Consider the following 19,384-nt stretch of genomic DNA (forward strand, 5'->3'; position numbering starts at 1 on the left):
GTCAATGCTATGCTGATGCCGCGTTTACCTAGCCGTCACTGCGCCGGCTTGTCCGGATCGATGTAGTACGAGCCCGGCGGCGCACCCGGCACTTTCACCCGGAACTTCAAGCCGGACAGCAGCTTGTCCCACAAGGCGATGGCCTCTTCGTCGGTCAGCGACGCGGCTTCGGCGGCGCCGACCATGTTGTGGGCGACTTTGGTGTACATCTTGACTTCCAGTACAGATGGATTTGCGATGTCTTTCGGCTTGCCTACCAATGCCCATTCAAAATCATGTACTCCATCAGGGCGCAGGATGAGTGACTCTTCCCCCTTCCAATGCTGAACGTCCCGCTTCCCTTCGCGTAACAAGTTCCGCTTGGGATAAGTCGCCCCCTGTATGTCTTTTGCACTCTGTATGCGGTTGAGCAAGGATAATTCGCCACGTAGTCGCTTCTCAAATTCTTCTGAAGAGTAATCGCCGTATGCATCCTTATTGGAACTCACCGAAAAAGTTATATCAGGGATACTTGGAAAATGAATTCCGACGTTGTCAATCTCTTGCTCTTTATATAAATTTTCTGCCAGGAAGCCATGTTCGAAGCAAACCCCAGGGTCTGAAGGAATTTCGTCCATATCACGCAGCCGTATGTTTTTTGCGAGAAGCAGCTGTCGACGAGCAATTTCTTCTTCTCGTTCCCCGATATCCACATCTACAGCATCTCCAGCAATAAATGTAAAATCTCCTTTTGTAATATAAGTTTTAAAAAATAGAAATTTCATTTCCTTCGCATGAATGCTGTTGTAATAGCGTAATTGCCAACTATTTTTAATTGGGCCTTCAAGGTTGTATGTGATTTCTGCGCTCTTGTTTTTTTTAAGAATTTCTTCTATGTCTTTTTCTATTTTAAAATGCAAATTATGTGTTGTTATTTTTTCCACGTCAATAGTATTGCTTCCAATAATAAGTTTTGATTCGACTGGAACTTCCAATGCATAGCGGCCGAAACATAATAATTTAGTTTTTAAAAACATTTTTTCCAATCGCCCATTCAATTTCGTTTTTTTAGGCATAATTTCCTCCTTAATCATGGAATTTTTTGTGCAAGCAATTATGGGGAAAAATATGAAAATCATTAAAATATATTTAATAAAAATTGATTTCATTTTTTATCCCAATTTGCTAATTTTGCAATTTGAATTATGGAGTAAAGCATAGATGCCAGCACGTTTTTGTTCAAGTAACTATTTTGGTGTTCATAGCCGCTACCATCTGCTAATCCATGACGAAAAATATTTCCTGTAATATGGCGGGCAGACCGGATTGCTGGAACTGTTTCATCTCCAAGCTCTTTTGCAGGCTGCAACTTGAGTTTTAGTATGCGTGATCCAGTTTGAACGGTTAGGATTCCTTTTGCATCATCGTTGATTAGTTTCCATTTCTCTGCATGAGGAGGAGTAAATTTCTTAAAAAAATCTGTCAGTCCACCACCCATGCCATCAGTAACTTTGAAGATTACCTCGCCATAAGACAGGTAGTCTTTTGATTCGCAGTAACTAGCGTATGTTTGTTTGTGGAAGTATTTTTCGATGGAGTGTGAAAATGCAAAGGCATCTTTTATTCGCTGGGTTACATTTTTTAGTCCGCCACCTTTTTCATGGGGAATGTTTGCTGAATTTACCCACATTGGATTAATTAGACGCCACCAATTACTGCTTGGTCGTAGATAAATGCTATCGAGTGCGTTCTGAGCTTCTTGCGGCCAGCTCCATAAAATTCGATCTTTGTCGTCCACGACTTTGAGCCAATTCGCGCCGTAGGCAACGCTCGGCATCATTTCCAATGCAGCTGGAGCATTTGCTACCATTGCAGTTGCATGCTCTCCGTTAATTCCCAGAACTTGTGCCGTCTTTTTATTGAATGGGCCAGATTTTTCCAGAAAACCGAAGCGCATACGTTTATAGGCGCTTGCGGCACCTATCGACGGCATGACATTATGATAGACGCCAAGTACTTTTACTTCCTTGTCGTTAACAAGATTTCCATAACTTGGATGCATTAAGGTGCGGGCAAGCAAACCTCCCATGCTATGTGTGACGAGAATGACCTCTTCGCATTTGAATCCGCAGCCCACATAGCCTTTGACAAGTCCACGTATCCGCTCAGCGATGACGCCAGCAGAGGTAGCATTGCTCTGCAAGAAGTTGTAGCCCATGGCGTGAACAGGATACCAGCATGGAGATATTTTTTTTAGATCAGCCTCGGTAATTGCAGTACCGGATGTGGCACCGAAGGCGCTGGGTGCTTGTAGCACTAATTTTGAAATTTCAGGATATGGACCTTGATTTTTCTTAGAGTGAATATCTCTTATCTGCCAATGGGGAAGAATATTTTTGTCTTTGACAATGTTATTCATGAAAAATTCCGCAGTCTTTAGCATTTCACCATAAGCCCCAATAAAAAGTATCTCGCTCCAGCCGCGCCAACGTGCAATTTGTGCCGGTGTTTCACGCAAGGCTGGGGGTAAGGAGGTATCTACTATTCCTGGAATGTTGTACTTTGCATTCTCTTTTATTTTTCTTGGACTAATGGCAATCAATGGCGGCACTCCAGCAAAATCATGTGGAATGTTGGTGTGACGAAAATCGGAAAGTCCTGTGATGTTGCCACTTGGTTCAAATCTTCCTTGATTTGTGCTGTAAATATAATATTCGACCTCGGTTTCATTTGGATCGAGGGCCATCTGTCGATCTCTCGGTGATGCATTTTTATACCATCCACCGATGCCATAACCTTCTACGACACTCCATTTTCCGGCCACGCTCATCATGTCATCTGGCCTCCAGGAAATGTTATCGCTTTTGTCCAGCTCTTTCTGGCGTACCTTGCTCATGCGTAAATTACTACCCATCACGCCTGGTAAAAAGATGATAGGAATTATTTTCCCAGGAGGAATGGTTACGTCATGACGAATCGTGTCGTTTATTTCAGTCATATTGACGGTGTACTCAGCCCATCCGCCAACAGTCTGCCGAAATTCGCCTTGGTGATTGCCGTGTTCATTCAGATCCGTATCGTCACTCATGGAAGTTCTCCCTTATAGCGTATTGTGTAGCTATCCATGCCGTCTCCTTTCTGTACTGGGGTGAGCCCGTCACTGCTACTTTTTTCACTGATTCTGTGGCCATCTTCGCGTATTAACTCAAAAGCTATATCGGGAGCGGGTGTGCCATCGACTTGCAGCAGTCGAACGGCCTGATCAAAACGCGCTACTGGCCGTTCATTAAATTCCTGCGACACGCTCTTTGGCGCCAGGGTTTCCAGGTTGCCGTTGAAGAGTACGGGGGATGAGGTGAAGAACTGCACCTTGTCGCTGATTTCCAGCATGTGGTTGGCGCCGTGCAGGCGTATGCCTTTCTTGCCCTTGATGTTGACCCAGTCCGCTTCGCTGATCAGCGACAGCACTTTTTGGGCGAGGATTTCCACCTCGTCGCTGTGGGCCTGGATGGACACCTTGCCGCTGGCGGCGATCAGTTTCATGCCGGCCTTGTGCACGAACAGGCTGAAGCTCCTGGCGATGCTGGCAAACATGCTGTCGCCGCTGGCGAGTGAAATATGCTTGCTGCTGGTAAGCGCCACATGCTCGCTGGCGGCCAGGTGGATGGACTGGGCCGTGCTCAGCTCGATGCCGGCCGGACTGGCCAGCAGTAGATGTGGTTCGGACAGCTCCGGGAAATCGCCGCCGGCACCTTTGATGGCGGCGTTTTGCCGCTGGATGGAATCGGCCACGGCGCCCTGTTGTGCGGCGCTGTCTTGCGCACCCGCGTCGACGGCCATGCCGGCCAAGCCTTGCTGCAGTTGGCGTGCCTGCGCCAGGCGGGCGTGTGTGTCGTCGAGCTGTTTGACTGATCCCGTTCCTGTTGATGTTTCGGTGGTGATCAGCATGCCTTTGGCTGCGCGCAGGGCGCCCCAGGCGCTGCTGGCCAGTTCAAAACCCACACCGCGCGCCTCCTTGCGGCCGGCGTTGTCGTCGATGCGCGTGATGTTGCCCAATGAAAGCCGGCTATCCTGGTGCTCGCTGCGCAGCTGTGCCTGGATCTCCCCCTTGGTATCGTCGAGCACGAGATGGTTGGCGCTGCGGGCGCCCAGTTCTCGGCTGCGCAAGCCGGACAGAGCACGCTGCTGTGGCAATTGCCATGGCGGCGGATTGGCGCTGTTGTAGACCACGCCGATGACGATGGGGTGGTCGATATTGCCGTCCTGGAATTGCACGACGACTTCCTGGCCTACACGGGGCAAGGCGATTTGCCCCATTTGCGGGCCCGCCATCGGCATCATGACTCTTATCCATGGCGAGCTGCGTTCATCGAATGTACCCAGGCGGTCCCAGTGAAATTGCAGGCGGATGCGTCCCAGGGCATCGGTATGGATTTCCTCCCCGGCCGGCCCGACCACCAGCGCCGTCTGCACGCCGGCAACGATGCATGGCGTGCTGTTGTAGCCACGGCCCGGCCGCCAGCGGATGTCCCGGCGCACGCACAGCATATTGTTGACATAGTGGGAGGGGGCGTTCGGGCCGACCTGATAATTATTGCTGGCGCTATGCAGCACTGACAGGATCAGGTATTCGCGTTCGGCAATACTGTCAGGGCGCTCCTGGCCAGGCTGGTAGCGTTTTTCTTCGGCGCTGAAATGGCCATCGAGGCGGAAGCAAAGGCCGGGCTGTGCGCCACGGTGATTGCCGGCTGCCTCGAAATACTGGCGCAGATGGTCGCTTTCTTCCATGCGGCGTTGTGCCAGAGCTTCCCCATCATCGACATTCTTGTAGCCATAGGCGCCCGTGTTTTCATACAACTCATGGGCAAATACATCACCCTGGCGGTTCAGGGAGTAGCCGCTGGCAAGGCGTGGCTGCGGATTTTTATAGTCGAAACTGGCCAAGGTCAGCTGCCCGGAGCCGATCCGGCGCACGGCTTGCCACTGTTGCAGGCCATCGTCTTCCATGGAGCCCGACTCGGAGTGGAAACGCATGGCGCCGTCGCCCGATAGCGTGGCGATCATGTCCGCCAGGGTGCTGTTGTCTGCGAGCCACAGCGTATGCCCGTCGGCGCGGTGTTCGTACCAGTAATGCCAGCCTAATGCCTCCCAGCGCCGGTGCAGGTGGTTGTAGTCGGTTTCATTGTGCTGATTGGCGCAGGTGATTTGCGGATCGTCGCCATGGATGCTGGTTTTCCAGTCGCGCTTCCCGTAGTGGGTAAAGGTCGTCTCGGTCAGCTGCATCACGCTTTGGCCATGAAAGGACATATTGTCCTGGCGCAGCCGGGCAAAGGCCAGCCATGGTTGCAGCACCATCCGGTACCACGCAAAGCCGCCATCGGCGCGCAGCAGGCAAAACTCGCCCACATAGCCGTTAAAGTAGCGCAGCGTGCCATCGTCGCGCAGCATGGAAATGCTCACCATGCGGCCCATCATGGCCTTGAGCGCGATGTGCGCGTCATCGGACAGCAATTCGGCTTCGAAACGGAAGTCGCGCGATACCTCTTCGCTTGCAGTCAGAGAATTGACCAGCAGGATGGCGCCGGCCGGTCCATCTTCATGGGGGAACTCGATCTTCAGCAGGCGCCGCTCTTGCGCGGCGAGGTCGAAGGCCGATAGCGCCGCCTGGATGCTTGCATGCATGGCCTGCCTCCGTTATAGCGATGTGATCAGGTGGGCGCCGCAGGCGGTGGCATCGCCGTCATAGGCGTACGGCTTGCCCATGTGTTTTGCGCCGGCGCCGTCCGGCTTGATGGGAAAGCTGCCCTTGCACTTGGGGCAGAAGGTTGTGTCATCGGCCAGCGCCGCCGTCTTCCCCATCACGGTGGTGCCGGATGATGCGCTGGTGACCTTGCCGCCATGATCGGTTGCGTCTCCGAGCCGGATGACGCCGCGTCCCGCATGTTTCATGCTTGCCTCGCTTTCCAGGGATGACTGCTCAAGCCAGTTGCAGCAAATAAGGTACTTCGGCACCGCCTGCCTTGCCTTGTGCCGTTTGCAAGAACGTCGTCCAGCCAAGGCGCCGTCTTTCTGACGGGTTGGCGCTCAGGAGCAGGGGGGTAATGCATGGCGGACTCAATATCAGCCGCACTTCATATTGCAAGTCCGGCACGCCAAACAGCGTCAGCATCTTTGCCAGGGCCGCCGCACCTGCGCTGCGCGGCAGGAAACGTTGCAGGCCAGCGGGATCCAGCGGCCCGATATGCAGGCAGATGCGCATGTCCTGGCGCCACAGCCGCAGGCCCAGCGTTGCGCCGCGCGCCAGCGTAAAATTGACACTGCCTAGCTGGCTGCGCCGGTTTTTTTCCAGATAGTCCCAGCCACCGACAAATTGTTGCAAGGTGACGGGTACGCCGCAGTATTCGGTCAGCACGCGGCCAATCGCTTGCGCGGAGACGGGACGGCAGCGCAGCAGACCCGCGTACCAGGCCGCGACGTCCTGCGTCACGGCATCCGGTTCAGCCCTCGGCGGCAGCGCAGTGCGCCGCACGCCGGCCAGTGCCAGCAGCAAAGGCAATTGTGCATCGGTTGCCTGGGTCTGGAGCGTCGATTCCAGCCGATACTTTTCCCACGCCTGGTAATACAGCGCGACCATGCGGTGCGAAAAGATATCGAGAAAGGCCGAGACGCCGGCATCCTTGCTCGACAAGCGGTAGGCGGCGATGCGTTCCGAGTGATGCAAGGGCAAGGTGCCGCCGACGCCCAGAAAACGCATGAACGTCGGTATCAGGGCCAGCTGTTCATTCTCGTCAAGCGAAAGCTGTTCGATTTCACTGGCGGGAAAACGCAAGGACAAGCTGTTTTTGAAGCGCAATACCTGGCCGAAAGCTTGCACATGGGACACGTTCTGGCTGCGTAGCCAGCACAGCAGAATACGCACCGCCTGGATGAACTGGTAGCGGTATGGCTCGGCCAGCAAGTGCTGGATCACACCAGATTCTGCAGTCCGCTTCTTGGTTTGCATCGGATCAGCTCCTCTCCACTTTGCAGTGACAGCACCACCAGTTCGATAAAACTGTTGATTTGTACATACAGCCCAAGGAAGTGATCGATCACTTGCACAAACAGGTGCATGCCGCTGCCGACGAACGCTTCCTCGTCCAGCGTGATACGCACCTCCACGCCATGCGCCAGCGAGGTGCCGCGCTTGTGCCGCAGCCATGTCGTGGTCGGCGAGTGCGCCAGCGCGGCGATGCCGCCGATCTGGCGTTGCGAGCTTGCCGATTGGGACAAGTCATACAGCGTGAGCATTTCGCGCAGCGCCGGCAGGCCCTCCTGGACCAGCGCGTGATGATTCAGCGCCAGGTGCGAAATCAGGCGCCAGTGCAGGCCCGCGCCCGGCGAAAAGCGGCGCGGCTGGCTGGGGCGTCGCAGCATGTGCAGCATGGGGCCGCCGCCGCACGGTTGCAAGTCTCCTTGCGGCTGGCCGTATTTGAGCGACAGCGGGAGATCGCGGTTGCTGCACGTCAGCGACAGCGACAAGCTGGCCTTTTCATGGATCAAGGGATTGAAGTCGCTATCGACCAGCGTGATTTTCTTTTCGTGGCCAGGACTTTTGATGGCCAAAGCCGTATCGTGGCGCATGACCCAGTAATGGCCCTGTTGCGCCGTGCCCTCGCCATGGCGCAGGCTGTACAGGGGGCGAAATTCGGTCAGCGTGCTTTCGCCTCCCCGTTGGCGCAACAAACGCACCGCATCGACGGAGACGACTTCATAGCCATGCGCATGGGTAGCATGGGCCAGCACGGAGTAGTCGGTTTTCTGCCGGGTGACGGAAATCGGCACGCCTTCCTGGAGGAAGAGATTGACCGCCGGACTGCAGCCCAGCCTCAAGTTTTCGCTGGAAATGCTGGACAACATGCGCGCCGCAGCGGAATCGGGCCGCAAACCGGCCATGCACAGATGCAGGGTAAAGCGCTGGCAAGCAGGCGGCAGGGCGGCACTCAGCGCCGCGATATCGATGTCAAAGAAATTGAATTTTTCCGGATACGCAAAATACTCGCTCAGCACGCGGTAGGCTGGCTGCGAACGCGCACCGAAAGGTATCAAGCCATCCGTGTCGGCGAAGCCGACGGGCGTCACAGGCACGGCGGGCAAGGCCATCCATTGCAGCGTGTCGCTCGACACGAAAGCGCAGACGGTATGCATGAACAAGGCATCGCGCAATGCGGCGGAAAAAGACGCTTCGCCATCGACGAAAACGCGCAGCGATGCGGGTGCCGCGTCGAGATGCCGGATGCCGATGTTCAGCGAGGAAGTCGCTGATGCTGGCAGGCGTACGCCTGGCGGTGCCTTGATCATGGCATCGAAAGCCGCGCTTTCCAGTACCGATGCTCCTGTCGTCATGTCGTAGACCGTTTTGAAGCGGCAGCGCACGCCGCGCACGGGCGTTGCATCCATTTCACTGCCGGCTGGCAGGTGCAATATGCCCGCTCCGGCCGCCGGGGCGGGCTGGTGCACGATGCTGCACGATGGAAAGGGCCGCAGATAGTGTGGGAACAGGGCTTCGAACAAGGCTTCGGTAAATTGCGGATAGTCGTCATCGAGACGTTTTGAGATGCGTGCCGCCAGCATGGCCACCGATTCGATCAGGTGTTCGACGTGCGGATCTTCGCAAGCTTCGCCGGACATGTGCAATTTGCCGGCGATTCTCGGATAGCGGTCGGCAAACTCCCGGCAATGTCGCCGCAGCATCACCAGCTCTCGCTCGAAATACGGCAGCAAATCCTCCATCTCTTTTTTCCTGTGTCTTTGCGCTGGAATGACCAGTATCCAAGCGTTTTCTCAAAGGTAAATTGCGTTTGCGCAAGTAATTGAACAGGGTGCTGCGCAACATCAAGGGCTTCCAAGCTAACAACATCAGACTGGCAAGGCAGCATGATTCCAACGGTCAACATGGAGAACGCCATGACATTGCCATCCAAATTACTTTGGTCCGAAGGCCTGGCCATCGGTCCCCAGCAATTCCAGCAACTGGACCGCTACCATGAAGCGCGCCTGCAGCGTCTGGCCTCGTTGATTAATCCCCATTTATGGGGCGTGCATGGCGTCAGCTGGAATGCGGATGCACTGGCCAACAATAGCTTGCGGGCGGACGCCATGTCGCTCGTCTTTCAGGATGGAGAACTGTTTGAGGCGCCGCTTGGCGATATATTGCCCAGTGCCGTTGACCTGTCCAAGCTGCCTTCCAGCGAACATAGTTTCACTTTTTATGCCGCGCTACCGGCGCTGCAGGCACATGGCGGCAATGTGAGCTCTGCAGGCGCGCGCTATGTCCAGGCGGATATCGAGACTCCGGATCTGTACAGCGAAGCAGTCAGCATCGAGGTGGCTTACCTGAAAAAACGCGTGTACCTGCTGTCGCAACTGGCCCCCCTGAATGATTACCTTGCCATCCCGGTGATTCGTTTGTACCGTGCCGGCAACGGCGGCTTCGAAGTCGATACTTCCTTCATTCCACCTGGCCTGACCATCAGCGCCGAGTCTTCGCTGCAGAAAATGCTCGAGTCGCTGATCGATCGCATGGGCGCGAAAATTGAAGCGCTGTACAGCCGCCACCGCCAGCCCGGTAACAATACGGTGGAATTTCATGGCGGCGATGTTTCCTCGTTCTGGATGCTCAATACATTGAGCACGGCCAGCGCCACGCTCAGTCATTGCGCCAGTTACCGGCGCCACCATCCCGTGTATTTGTTTGAAAAATTGATGGCATTGGCCGGTGGCTTGATGACGTTTTCGAAAAAATACACACTGAACGACTTGCCGGCATATTCTCATGATGACGCGGCTCCCGGTTTCGGCAAGCTTGATGGCATCATTCGCGACCTGATCGATACGGTACTCCTGTCGCGCTACTTCCCGATTGCGCTGTCCAACGACGCGCAACAAAACACCCACTATCACGGCTTGCTCGATGCCAAGCGGATTGACCGCCAGACCGAACTCTGTCTTGCGGTAAACGCCGATATGCCGGCGCTGGAACTGGTCGCCACGGTGCCGTTGCAGTTCAAGATTTCATCTCCGGACAATATCGAGCTATTACTGAGCCGGGCACTTCCGGGTGCCGAGTTGCGTCATATGGCCCAGGTTCCTGCTGAAGTGCCGGTGCGGCCGAACACATATTATTTTTCCATCGCTGGCAAGGGCAGTATTTATGACAGCATGATCAAGGCCCAGGCGATTGCGATCTATGTGCCGTCTGGCATAAAAGGGCTGAAGCTGGAATTATTCGGTATCAGCGGTACCGCCGCGTAACGAAGCTTGGCATGGCGAGTGGGTGGGTTGTCAAAAGATTGCCCTAAGGAATAGACTTGCCCCTGCAGTTGACGTTATCATGTTTTTGTAAGTGTCGGTGGCTGATCAGCCAGCGCATGGGTGAAACATGGTGACAGGCGGGAGTGAGCATGGGCATGGCGAATGATGCGTGATCTGCCGGGCGGCTTGCGGCCGGGCGGTGGGCAGGGCAGGGCAGCGGTGCGCCGCTGCTGCCGCGCATTGCTGCTGGCGTTGTGTGTCACCGCGCCCTGCGCCGCCTTGCCGGCAGCGGCGCCCAGCGTCGCGCCGCCGCACCAGGGTCAGCGCGTGCTGTTCCTCAACGCTTACGATTATGGCCGCGCCGGCGTGGAATCGTACACGCGTACCTATGTGACCGCCATGGTGGCCGCAGGCCTGGCCAGCGAAGACATCATGGTCGAACACCTGAACCTGAATACCCAGGGCGACCCGGCGCTGCGCAACGAAATGCGTGATTTGTTGCTTTTAAGATACACCCAGATGATGGGGCGCAAGGCCGACCTGATCATCGCCATGCAGCAGCCCGCGCTCGATTTTTTGCTGTCGGACCTGGCGCCGCTGGCGCGCGGCGTGCCCGTGCTGGCGATTAACACCTCGGGCAAGGCCTTGCCGGCGGGCAGTCCGGCTGCCATCTGGCAGCAAAAGGCGAATGTCGATTTTCCCGGCACGCTGGCGCAAGCCATGGCGCTGTTCCCGGAGACCAAAACCATCGTCATGGCCGTCGGCACCAGCGAGGCCGACCAGGCCTTGAAGCGCAATATGCAGCAGGCGGCGCTGGCGTGGCAGGGCAAGCTGGCCATGCGCTACCTCGATGACCTGACCCTGGAGCAGATGCGCGCGGCGGTGGCGCACTTGCCCGCTGATAGCGTGCTGGTGGCCGGCAATGTCAACCGCGACGTGGCCGGCATCATCGCCACGCCCGTGCCGTTTTCCGTGCAGCTGGCGCGGCTGGCGAATGTGCCCACCTTCGGCATGTACAACGCGACGGTCGGCAAGGGCATCCTGGGTGGCTCCATCCTGCACATCGAACAGGCCGCGCAGCAGGTGGCGCAGATGTCGCTGGCCGTGTTGGATGGCAAGGCGCCCGCCGCGCCGGGCGCCTTGCTGCCGCCGGCCCGCCCGGTGCCCATGTACGACTGGGAACAGCTGCAGCGCTGGGATGCCGACATCAGCCGGCTGCCGCCGCACACGCTGTTCCTCAACCGGCCGCCGCAACTGTGGCATGAACACCGCGTCGCCGTGCTGCTGGTGGGCGGCGTTTTTATCGTGATGGCCGGCTTGCTGAGCGCCTTGCTGCTACAGCGGCGGCGCCTGCGGCGCGCCGAGAGCGAAGCGCGCGAGAGCGAGCAGCGCTTCCGCATCCTGGTCGAGCATGCGCCGGAAGCCATCCTGGTGTACGACCTGGACCTGGACCGCTTCGTCGACGCCAACAGCAGCGCGCAGCGCATGCTGGGCCTGTCGCGCGCAGCGCTGCTGGCACGCGGGCCGTTCGACCTGTATACCGGCAAGCAGCCCGATGGCTTGCCGCTGGGGCTGATGATGGAAGAGCATCTGCGCCGCGCCATGCTGGGCGAGCCTATCCTGGTGGAGCGCAATGTGCGGCGTGCCGACGGCAGCATTTTTCCCTGCGAGGTGCGGCTGGTCAAATTGCCCATGGAAGGGCGGCGCCTGGTGCGCAGCGGCATCGTCGACATTTCCGAGCGCAAACACGGCGAGCAGGAATTGCTTGGCTACCGCGACCACCTGGAAGAACTGGTGCAGCAGCGCACGGCGGCCCTGTCCGTGGCCGTCACCGAGGCCGAATCGGCAAATCGCGCGAAAAGCGTCTTCCTGGCCAACATGAGCCACGAACTGCGCACGCCCTTGAATTCCGTGATCGGTTTTTCGCAGATGATGGCCGATTCGAGCAGCATGTTCGAGGAAGAAAAGCATAACCTGGCCATCATCAACCGCGCTGGCCATCATTTGCTGACCTTGATCAACGACATCCTCGAACTGTCGAAAATCGAAGCGGGCCGCATGCAGCTGCAAACGGGACCCGTGGACTTGAATGGCTTGCTCGACGAGGTGCTCGAGATGGTGCGCATGCGCTCGAGCGACCAGGGCATCGCGCTGCAGCTCGAACGTTCCGGCGTGCCGCCGCTGGTGCGCCTCGATGGCGCCAAGCTGCGCCAGGTGCTGCTCAATTTGCTGTCGAACGCGCTCAAGTTCATCGAGCAGGGCAGCGTGACCTTGTCGCTGGCGTGCCAGGCGACGGAAGGTGGGCAGATGGCGCTGGCCTTCGCCGTGCGCGATACGGGCAGCGGCATCGCGCAAGCGGACCTGGAGCGCATCTTTGAACCGTTCGTGCAGGCCGACAGCGCCGTGGCGCAGGCCGGCACGGGACTGGGGCTGACCATTTCGCGCGAATTCGTGCGCCTGATGGGCGGCGAGCTGCGCGTCGACTCCACCTTGGGGGCCGGCTCCGTATTCCGTTTTGACCTGCGCGCGCCGGTGCTGCAGCAGCCGGCCATCGCGGCGCTGGCGCCGGGCCGCGTGGCGCGCCTGCCGCCGGGTCAGCGCGGGCGCATGGTGCTGCTGGTCGACGATGACGACAACTGCCGCAAGCTGCTGGCCGGCTTGCTGGCGCCGCTGGGTTTCCATCTGCAGGAAGCGGCGGGCGGCGCGCAGGCGCAAACCATGCTGGCGGCGCAGCGCTATGACATGGTGCTGAGCGACTGGCGCATGCCGGACATGGATGGCCTGGCGCTGACGCGCTGGCTGCGCGCGCAGCCGGCGCTGGTGCAGCCGCGCCTGGTGATCATGACCGCCTCCGCCTTCGAAGAAGAAAAGCAGGAGGCGCTGGCAGCCGGCGCCGACGGCTTCCTGCGCAAGCCGATCGAGCAGGAACACCTGTTCGCCATGCTGGAGCAGCAACTGGGCGTGCGCTTCCAGCGCACCACCGCCGCGCCGCCGCGCGTGCCGGCGCCAGCCTTTGACTTGCAGCAGGCGCTGGGCCAGCTGGGCGCGGCCGAACGGCAGGCGCTGCTCGAATCCGTGCAGGCCCTCGATTTGCGGCGCAGCGCCATCGTGCTGGCCAGCGTGGCGACCGGCCTGCCGCAGCTGTCCGCGCACATCGCCGCCATGCTGGAACAGCACCAGTACCAGCCGCTGTGCGCCTTGCTGGCGCAGCTGGCCAGCGAACCGCAGGGCGAAGACGCATGACTTTTCACCTACCCAAGGGCTGGCACCTGGGCAGCGTATCCATCGTGCTGGCCGTCAGCGTGGCGCTGACCTGTGTCGTCACCGCGCTGCTGCTGGTGTTTGCCGTGCTGTTTTACCAGTCCGAACGCGAGCAGCGCTGGCAGCAGCTGCATCGCAGCCTGGCCGTCAGCGCGGACCAGCTGGCCGTGGCCATCGAACTGCCCTTGTGGAACCTGGATGAAAAGCAGATGCAGGCCATCATGCGCAGCATGCTGGGCAAGCGCGAACTGGTGGCCAGTTCCCTCACGCCGGGCATTGGCAAGGAGGCCCTGGTCCTGCGCCGCACCGCGGACGGCGCCATCGAGAGCCTCGCCGCGTTATCGGTCGAAGCGGACTGGCTGGTGCAGCGGCGCTCCGTGACGGCAGGCGGACAAGTCATCGGCAGCGTTGCCGTGTATGCCACGCCGGCCCTGCTGCACGCGCAGCTGCGTCAGCGCGCGCTGGGCATCGGCGCCATGATCGTGGCGCTCGACGTGATCCTCGTGGCCTGTATCTGGCTGCTCCTGTGGTGTCTGATGCTCAAGCCGTTGAAGGCCATCGGCCAGTACGCGGCCGGCGTCAAGGCGGGGCAGGGCGAAGCGTTCGGCACGCCGCCGAAAGCGTGGTTTCTGGGTGAGCTGCGCACCCTGTACCGCTCCATCCGCGACATGGTGGCGCTGCTCGACAGCCGTTACCGCGCCCTGCAGCGCAGCGAGGAGCGCGTGCAGATGGCCACCGGCGCGGCCAGCATCGGCATCTGGGACTGGAACGTCAACAGCGACGCATTGCAATGGGATGAACAGATGTACGCGCAGTTCAAGGCCGATGCGGCCAGCAGCATGTCGCCGGCGGCGATCTGGCGCGCGGCGCTGATGCCGGACGACGTGCCGGCGGCCAAGGAGGCCCTGCGCGCCGCGCTGGGCGCCGGCCAGGCGTTCACGCACGAGTACCGCATCCTGTGGCCCGATGGCGCCATCCGCTACATCAAGGCCGACGCCGTGATCTTCCGCGACGGGCGGGGCTTGCCCATGCGCCTGGTGGGCTCCAACTACGATATCACGGCGCACCGCGAGGCCGAACTGGAACTGCTGCGCCACCGCCACCACCTGGAAGAACTGGTGGCCGAGCGCACGAGCGCCCTGTCGGTAGCCGTCAGCCAGGCGCAGGCGGCGAACCGCGCCAAGAGTACCTTCCTGGCAAACATGAGCCATGAACTGCGCACGCCCTTGAATTCCGTGATCGGCTTTTCGCGCCTGATGGCCGCCTCGCCCAACATGCAGGACGATGAAAAGCGCAACCTGGCCATCATCCACCGCTCCGGCAATCATTTGCTCGCCCTGATCAATGAAATCCTCGAACTGTCGAAGGGCGAGGCGGGGCGCTTGCAGGCGCAGGCGACTGTGGTGGCGCTGGCGCCCCTGTTGCAGGAAGTGATGGACATGCTGGGCATGCGCGCCGAGCAGCAGGGGCTGGCCCTGCGCCTCGATTGCGCGGACCTGCCGGCGGCGGTGCTGCTCGATGCGACGCGCTTGCGCCAGGTGCTGTTGAACCTGATGTCGAATGCCGTCAAGTTCGCCGGCAGCGGCGAGGTTACCTTGCGCGTGCGCGGCGAGCGGCTTGATGACGCCACGTGGCGCCTGTCGTTCGCCGTCAGCGACACGGGCATCGGCATCGCCCTGGAAGACCAGCAGCGCATTTTTGAGCCCTTCGTGCAGGCCGACAGCGCGGGGCCGAAGGATGGCACGGGCCTGGGCCTGGCCATCTCGCGCGAATTGGTGCAGTTGATGAAAGGCGAACTGACGCTGGAGTCCATGCCGGGGCAGGGCGCCACCTTCCGTTTCAGCATACCCGCGCAGGCGGCGCAGGCGCCAGTGCAGGCTCCCGCGCCGCCGGCCATGCCGGCGCAGGCGGCAGTGCTGCCGGCACTGCAGGCGCAAGACTTGCTGTTGCTGGCCGGAGCAGAGCGCGCCGCCTTGCTGGTGGCGCTGCGCGAATTGAATCTGGCCAGGGTGGCGCAGCTGCTGGCGGCCCTGCCGGCGTCGGCGGCGCCGTTGCTGGCGCCGCTGCAGGCCATGCTGGAGCAGCACCAGTACCGTCAGCTATGCGTCTTGCTGGAGAGCGAGGGCGCGCTGGTGCGCGCTTGAAAAGTGTGGACTGACAACATCGGATTCGATGAAAAGACGGACTAAGTGCCGTGGATGGATGGTGCTAAATTGCAATAAAGATTATGATGATAGTACGTAGTTCATCGCAAAGAAATGTCTTGTCCAGCGTGGCAATCGAGCGCCGCGCCTCATCCAAAGCTGAGAGAACTGCTACATGCACCGCGATTTTTCGGAAGTGAATTCGAAGGGCGAAGTACTGATCGTTGAAGATACGCCGGCTTCGCTGAAGTTGTTGAGCGATTTGCTGGGCGGCGCCGGCTATGCGGTGCGTCAGGCGCCGAACGGTGAACTGGCCCTGTGGACGGCCCAGGCGCGCCCGCCGGAGCTGATTCTGCTCGACGTGCGCATGCCGGGCCTCGACGGCTTTGAAGTCTGCCGCCGCCTGAAGGAGATACCGTCCCTGCGCCAGGTGCCGGTGATCTTCCTGTCGGCCCAGTACGATACGGACGACAAGGTGCGCGGCTTTGCGCTGGGCGCCGTCGATTTCATCGCCAAGCCCTTCCAGGCCGAGGAAATCCTCGCCCGTACCGACGCGCACGTGCGCCTGGCGCGGGCGCAGCTGCAGTTGGCGCAGGAGCGCGCCAACCTGGAGCGGCGCGTGGCCGAACGCACGGCCGAACTGGAACAGGTGGCCAGCACCCTGGCGCGCGAAGTGCAGATCCGCCGCGCCAATGAGGAATTGCTGCGCCTGTCGGGCCAGGTCTTCGAAGCCACCCAGGACGCCATTTTGATCACCGATCCGGCCGGCACCATCGTCACGGCCAATCCCGCCTTTACACGCATCACCGGCTACGCGGCGCAGGAAGTGGTGGGCACGGACATCATGCGCCTGCATGCCGGACACACGGGCGAAGCGGTGTTGCAGGCCCTGCGCCAAGGCTTGCGCAGCAGCGGCTGCTGGTCGGGCGAAGTACAAACGCGGCGCAAGAGCGGCGACACCTATCCCTGTTTGCTCAGTGCGTCCACCGTGTACGGGCCCGATGGCGCCGTCGTCAACTATGTGGGCGTCTTCCTCGATATCAGCGAGCGCAAGGCCGAGCAGCACTTGATCGATTTCCTCTCTTACCACGACGCGCTGACGGGTTTGCCAAACCGCGTGCTGCTGCGCGAACGTTTCGAACAGGCGCGCGCGAACGCCCTGCGCGACAGCCAGCAAGTGGTGCTGATGTGCCTGGATCTGGACCGCTTCAAGAACATCAACGATTCGCACGGCCAGGCCGTGGGCGACAAGGCGCTGCAAGTGGTGGCGCGTTTCCTCTCCGGCTGCGTGCGCGAGGGCGACACCGTGGTACGCCAGGGCGGCGACGAATTCCAGATCCTGCTGCAGGACGATGCCCTGTTGGGCCGCACGCTGGCGCTGGCGCAAACCATTCTGGCCGGCTTGCGCGAAGAGCTCAGTGTTGGTGGCGAGCGCCTGGCGCTGACCACCAGCATCGGCATCGCCATGTGCCCGGCCGATGGCGACAGCCTCGATGACGTGCTGCGCCACGCCGACACGGCCCTGGTGCGCGCCAAGGAAATGGGGCGCGACCATTACGCCTTCTTCACGGAGCGCATGGGCAGCGATATCCGCGCCCGCCTGGCCATGCAGCAGCAGCTGCGCGGCGCCATCTGCCGCGATGAATTCGCAGTGCACTACCAGCCGCAGATGTGCTTGCGCACGGGCACCTTGCTGGGCGCGGAAGCCCTGCTGCGCTGGGAGAACCCGGTGCTGGGCAAGGTGTCGCCCGGCCTGTTCATCGCGCTGGCCGAGGAGTACGGCTTGATCACGGCCATCGGCGAATGGGTGCTGGAAAGCGTCTGCGCGCAGATCCGCGCCTGGCACGACGCAGGCCTGGGCAGCATCAAGGTGGCTGTCAACCTGTCCGGTAAACAGTTCGCGCAGGATCGCACGGTGCCTTTCGTCGAGGCCGTATTGCGTAAATACGGCATCGCGCCCGCCTGCCTCGGCATCGAGATCACGGAAAGCACGGTGATGGGCGACCCTGACAAGGCGGTGGCGGCGCTCACGCGCCTGAAGGATATCGGCGTGGGTATTTCGCTCGACGACTTCGGCACCGGCTATTCCAGCCTGGGCTACCTGAAGCGTTTTCCCATCGATGTGCTGAAGATCGACAAATCCTTCGTCGACGACGTCACCACCAGCAGCAGCGATGCGGCCATCGCCCGTTCCGTCATCTCGCTGGCACACAACCTGGACATGCGCGTCATCGCCGAAGGCGTGGAAACGCGCGAACAGGTGGACTTCCTGACGGAACACGGCTGCGACGAAATGCAGGGCTATTATTTCAGCCGGCCCCTGGCTGCCGCACCATTCACGGCCTTGCTGCGTGAGCGGCGCACCCTGGCTGTGGCCTGAGCATACACGCCGCGGTGCGGCCGCTGCACCATGCCGGTGCATTCGCAGCAGCGCGGTGCAGGATTCTCACTTTTCCATCCCCTGACGCTGGCACATATCCTGCTTAGGTAATCGCTTATTTACGCGATTGCCCCGCATGCCAGACAGTACCCATCCAGCCATGCCTTCACAGTCCAGCGCACACGGCGCCTGGCAGGCGCATTTGCGCCTGGGCTTTGCGCTGCACGATGGCGTCAGCCGCCTCGTCGAGCGCACGCATCGCGGTCCTTTGCGCGTGCAAAAGCCCCTGTACCCGGAAGGCGATGCCGTCTGCCACGCCATCATCATCCATCCGCCCGGCGGCGTGGTGGGCGGCGACCAGCTGGCCGTCGACGCCACGGTGGGCGCAGGCGCGCATGCCTTGCTGACCTCGCCGGGGGCCGCCAAGTGGTACCGCGCGAATGGCCACGTCTCGGGTCAGCACATCGTGCTGCGCGCCGGTACCGGCGCCGCCATCGAGTGGCTGCCGCAGGAAAGCATTTTCTTCGACCGGGCTTGCGTGCACCTGCGCCATGAAGTGGAACTGGCGCAGGACGCCAGCTACATCGGCTGCGACATCGTCTGCCTGGGCCGCAGCGCCTCGGGCGAAGTTTTCAACACGGGCAGCATCAGCCAGCAGGTGCAGATCCGCCGTGGCGGCAAGCTGCTGTGGTGGGAGCAGGGCGTGCTGGCGGGAGGCGGCGCCCTGATGGCCAGTCCCCTGGGGCTGGCCGGCCACACGGTATGCGCCACCCTGATCGCCGTCGGCACACCCGTTTCTCCATCAGTACTGGCGGCCGTGCGCGAGATCGCCGTGCCGGCCGGCGCCGTGTTTGGCGCCACGCACATGAAAGCGCTGGTGGTAGTGCGCCTGCTGTGCGGCGACAGCGAGGCGGCGCGCCGGATCATGCTGGCCGCCTGGCTTCTGCTGCGCCCCGCCATGCTGGGGCGCGACGCCGTCGTGCCCCGCATCTGGAACACTTGAACAGGAAAGACAAGGAAAACCATGGACCTGACTCCCCGCGAAAAAGACAAGCTGCTCATTTTTACGGCCGCGCTGCTGGCCGAACGGCGCCTGGCGCGCGGCTTGAAATTGAATTATCCGGAAGCGGTGGCCCTGATCAGCGCCGCCATCATGGAAGGCGCGCGCGATGGCAAGTCGGTGGCGCAGCTGATGTCGGACGGTAGCAAAATACTCTCGCGCGCCGACGTCATGGACGGCATCGCCGAGATGATCCCCGATATCCAGGTGGAAGCGACCTTCCCCGATGGCAGCAAGCTGGTGACCGTGCACCACCCGATACCCTAA

Annotated in this window: 12 protein-coding genes; 6 read left to right on the top strand and 6 right to left on the bottom strand. The window is 60.2% G+C overall.

Going from position 1 to position 19,384, the window contains the following annotated elements:
* Positions 1-35 precede the first annotated feature (35 nt).
* The 6 genes from ACP7EG_RS04605 to tssF are packed head-to-tail and all read right to left on the bottom strand — an operon-like array spanning position 36 to position 8,751.
* Positions 36-1,148 (bottom strand): T6SS immunity protein Tli4 family protein, encoded by a 1,113-nt coding sequence (locus ACP7EG_RS04605; RefSeq protein ID WP_426086615.1) that lies wholly within the window; start codon positions 1,146-1,148, stop codon positions 36-38.
* The gene (locus ACP7EG_RS04610) at positions 1,145-3,067 is read right to left on the bottom strand and encodes an esterase/lipase family protein (RefSeq protein ID WP_426086616.1); all 1,923 of its coding nucleotides are present in this window, start codon (positions 3,065-3,067) and stop codon (positions 1,145-1,147) included. The genes ACP7EG_RS04605 and ACP7EG_RS04610 overlap by 4 nt, the downstream gene beginning before the upstream one ends.
* The gene (locus ACP7EG_RS04615) at positions 3,064-5,661 is read right to left on the bottom strand and encodes a type VI secretion system Vgr family protein (protein WP_426086617.1); all 2,598 of its coding nucleotides are present in this window, start codon (positions 5,659-5,661) and stop codon (positions 3,064-3,066) included. The genes ACP7EG_RS04610 and ACP7EG_RS04615 overlap by 4 nt, the downstream gene beginning before the upstream one ends.
* Positions 5,662-5,673: 12 nt before the next feature.
* On the bottom strand, positions 5,674-5,928 hold the full coding sequence (locus ACP7EG_RS04620) for a PAAR domain-containing protein (RefSeq protein ID WP_426086618.1): 255 nt from the start codon (positions 5,926-5,928) through the stop codon (positions 5,674-5,676).
* Between the two features lie 28 nt (positions 5,929-5,956).
* Complete coding sequence (tssG, locus tag ACP7EG_RS04625) at positions 5,957-6,982, bottom strand: type VI secretion system baseplate subunit TssG (RefSeq protein ID WP_426086619.1); 1,026 nt, start codon at positions 6,980-6,982, stop codon at positions 5,957-5,959.
* Entirely contained in the window at positions 6,946-8,751 is a 1,806-nt protein-coding gene (gene tssF, locus ACP7EG_RS04630; RefSeq protein ID WP_426086620.1) for a type VI secretion system baseplate subunit TssF, read from the bottom strand. Before tssF ends, tssG begins: the two co-directional genes overlap by 37 nt.
* A 174-nt stretch (positions 8,752-8,925) precedes the next feature.
* Here tssF and tssK point away from each other — a divergent pair, with 174 nt between their 5' ends.
* The 6 genes from tssK to ACP7EG_RS04660 all read left to right on the top strand — a co-directional run bounded on the left by tssK (position 8,926) and on the right by ACP7EG_RS04660 (position 19,384).
* Positions 8,926-10,272: a type VI secretion system baseplate subunit TssK gene (tssK, locus tag ACP7EG_RS04635; protein ID WP_426086621.1), complete on the top strand. Its 1,347-nt coding sequence runs from the start codon at positions 8,926-8,928 to the stop codon at positions 10,270-10,272.
* Positions 10,273-10,434: 162 nt separating this feature from the next.
* A complete protein-coding gene (locus tag ACP7EG_RS04640) occupies positions 10,435-13,515 on the top strand; it encodes a response regulator (RefSeq protein ID WP_426086622.1) in 3,081 nt (1,026 codons plus the stop codon).
* On the top strand, positions 13,512-15,677 hold the full coding sequence (locus tag ACP7EG_RS04645; protein WP_426086623.1) for a sensor histidine kinase: 2,166 nt from the start codon (positions 13,512-13,514) through the stop codon (positions 15,675-15,677). The genes ACP7EG_RS04640 and ACP7EG_RS04645 overlap by 4 nt, the downstream gene beginning before the upstream one ends.
* Positions 15,678-15,852: 175 nt before the next feature.
* Positions 15,853-18,057, top strand: a complete 2,205-nt coding sequence (locus ACP7EG_RS04650) for an EAL domain-containing response regulator (protein WP_426086624.1) — start codon at positions 15,853-15,855, stop codon at positions 18,055-18,057.
* A 160-nt stretch (positions 18,058-18,217) separates the two neighbouring features.
* Complete coding sequence (locus tag ACP7EG_RS04655; RefSeq protein ID WP_426086625.1) at positions 18,218-19,060, top strand: urease accessory protein UreD; 843 nt, start codon at positions 18,218-18,220, stop codon at positions 19,058-19,060.
* 21 nt (positions 19,061-19,081) lie between these two features.
* Positions 19,082-19,384: an urease subunit gamma gene (locus tag ACP7EG_RS04660; RefSeq protein ID WP_426055246.1), complete on the top strand. Its 303-nt coding sequence runs from the start codon at positions 19,082-19,084 to the stop codon at positions 19,382-19,384.

The organism is Janthinobacterium sp. PSPC1-1 (assembly GCF_049897625.1).
Lineage (GTDB): Bacteria > Pseudomonadota > Gammaproteobacteria > Burkholderiales > Burkholderiaceae_D > Janthinobacterium > Janthinobacterium tructae.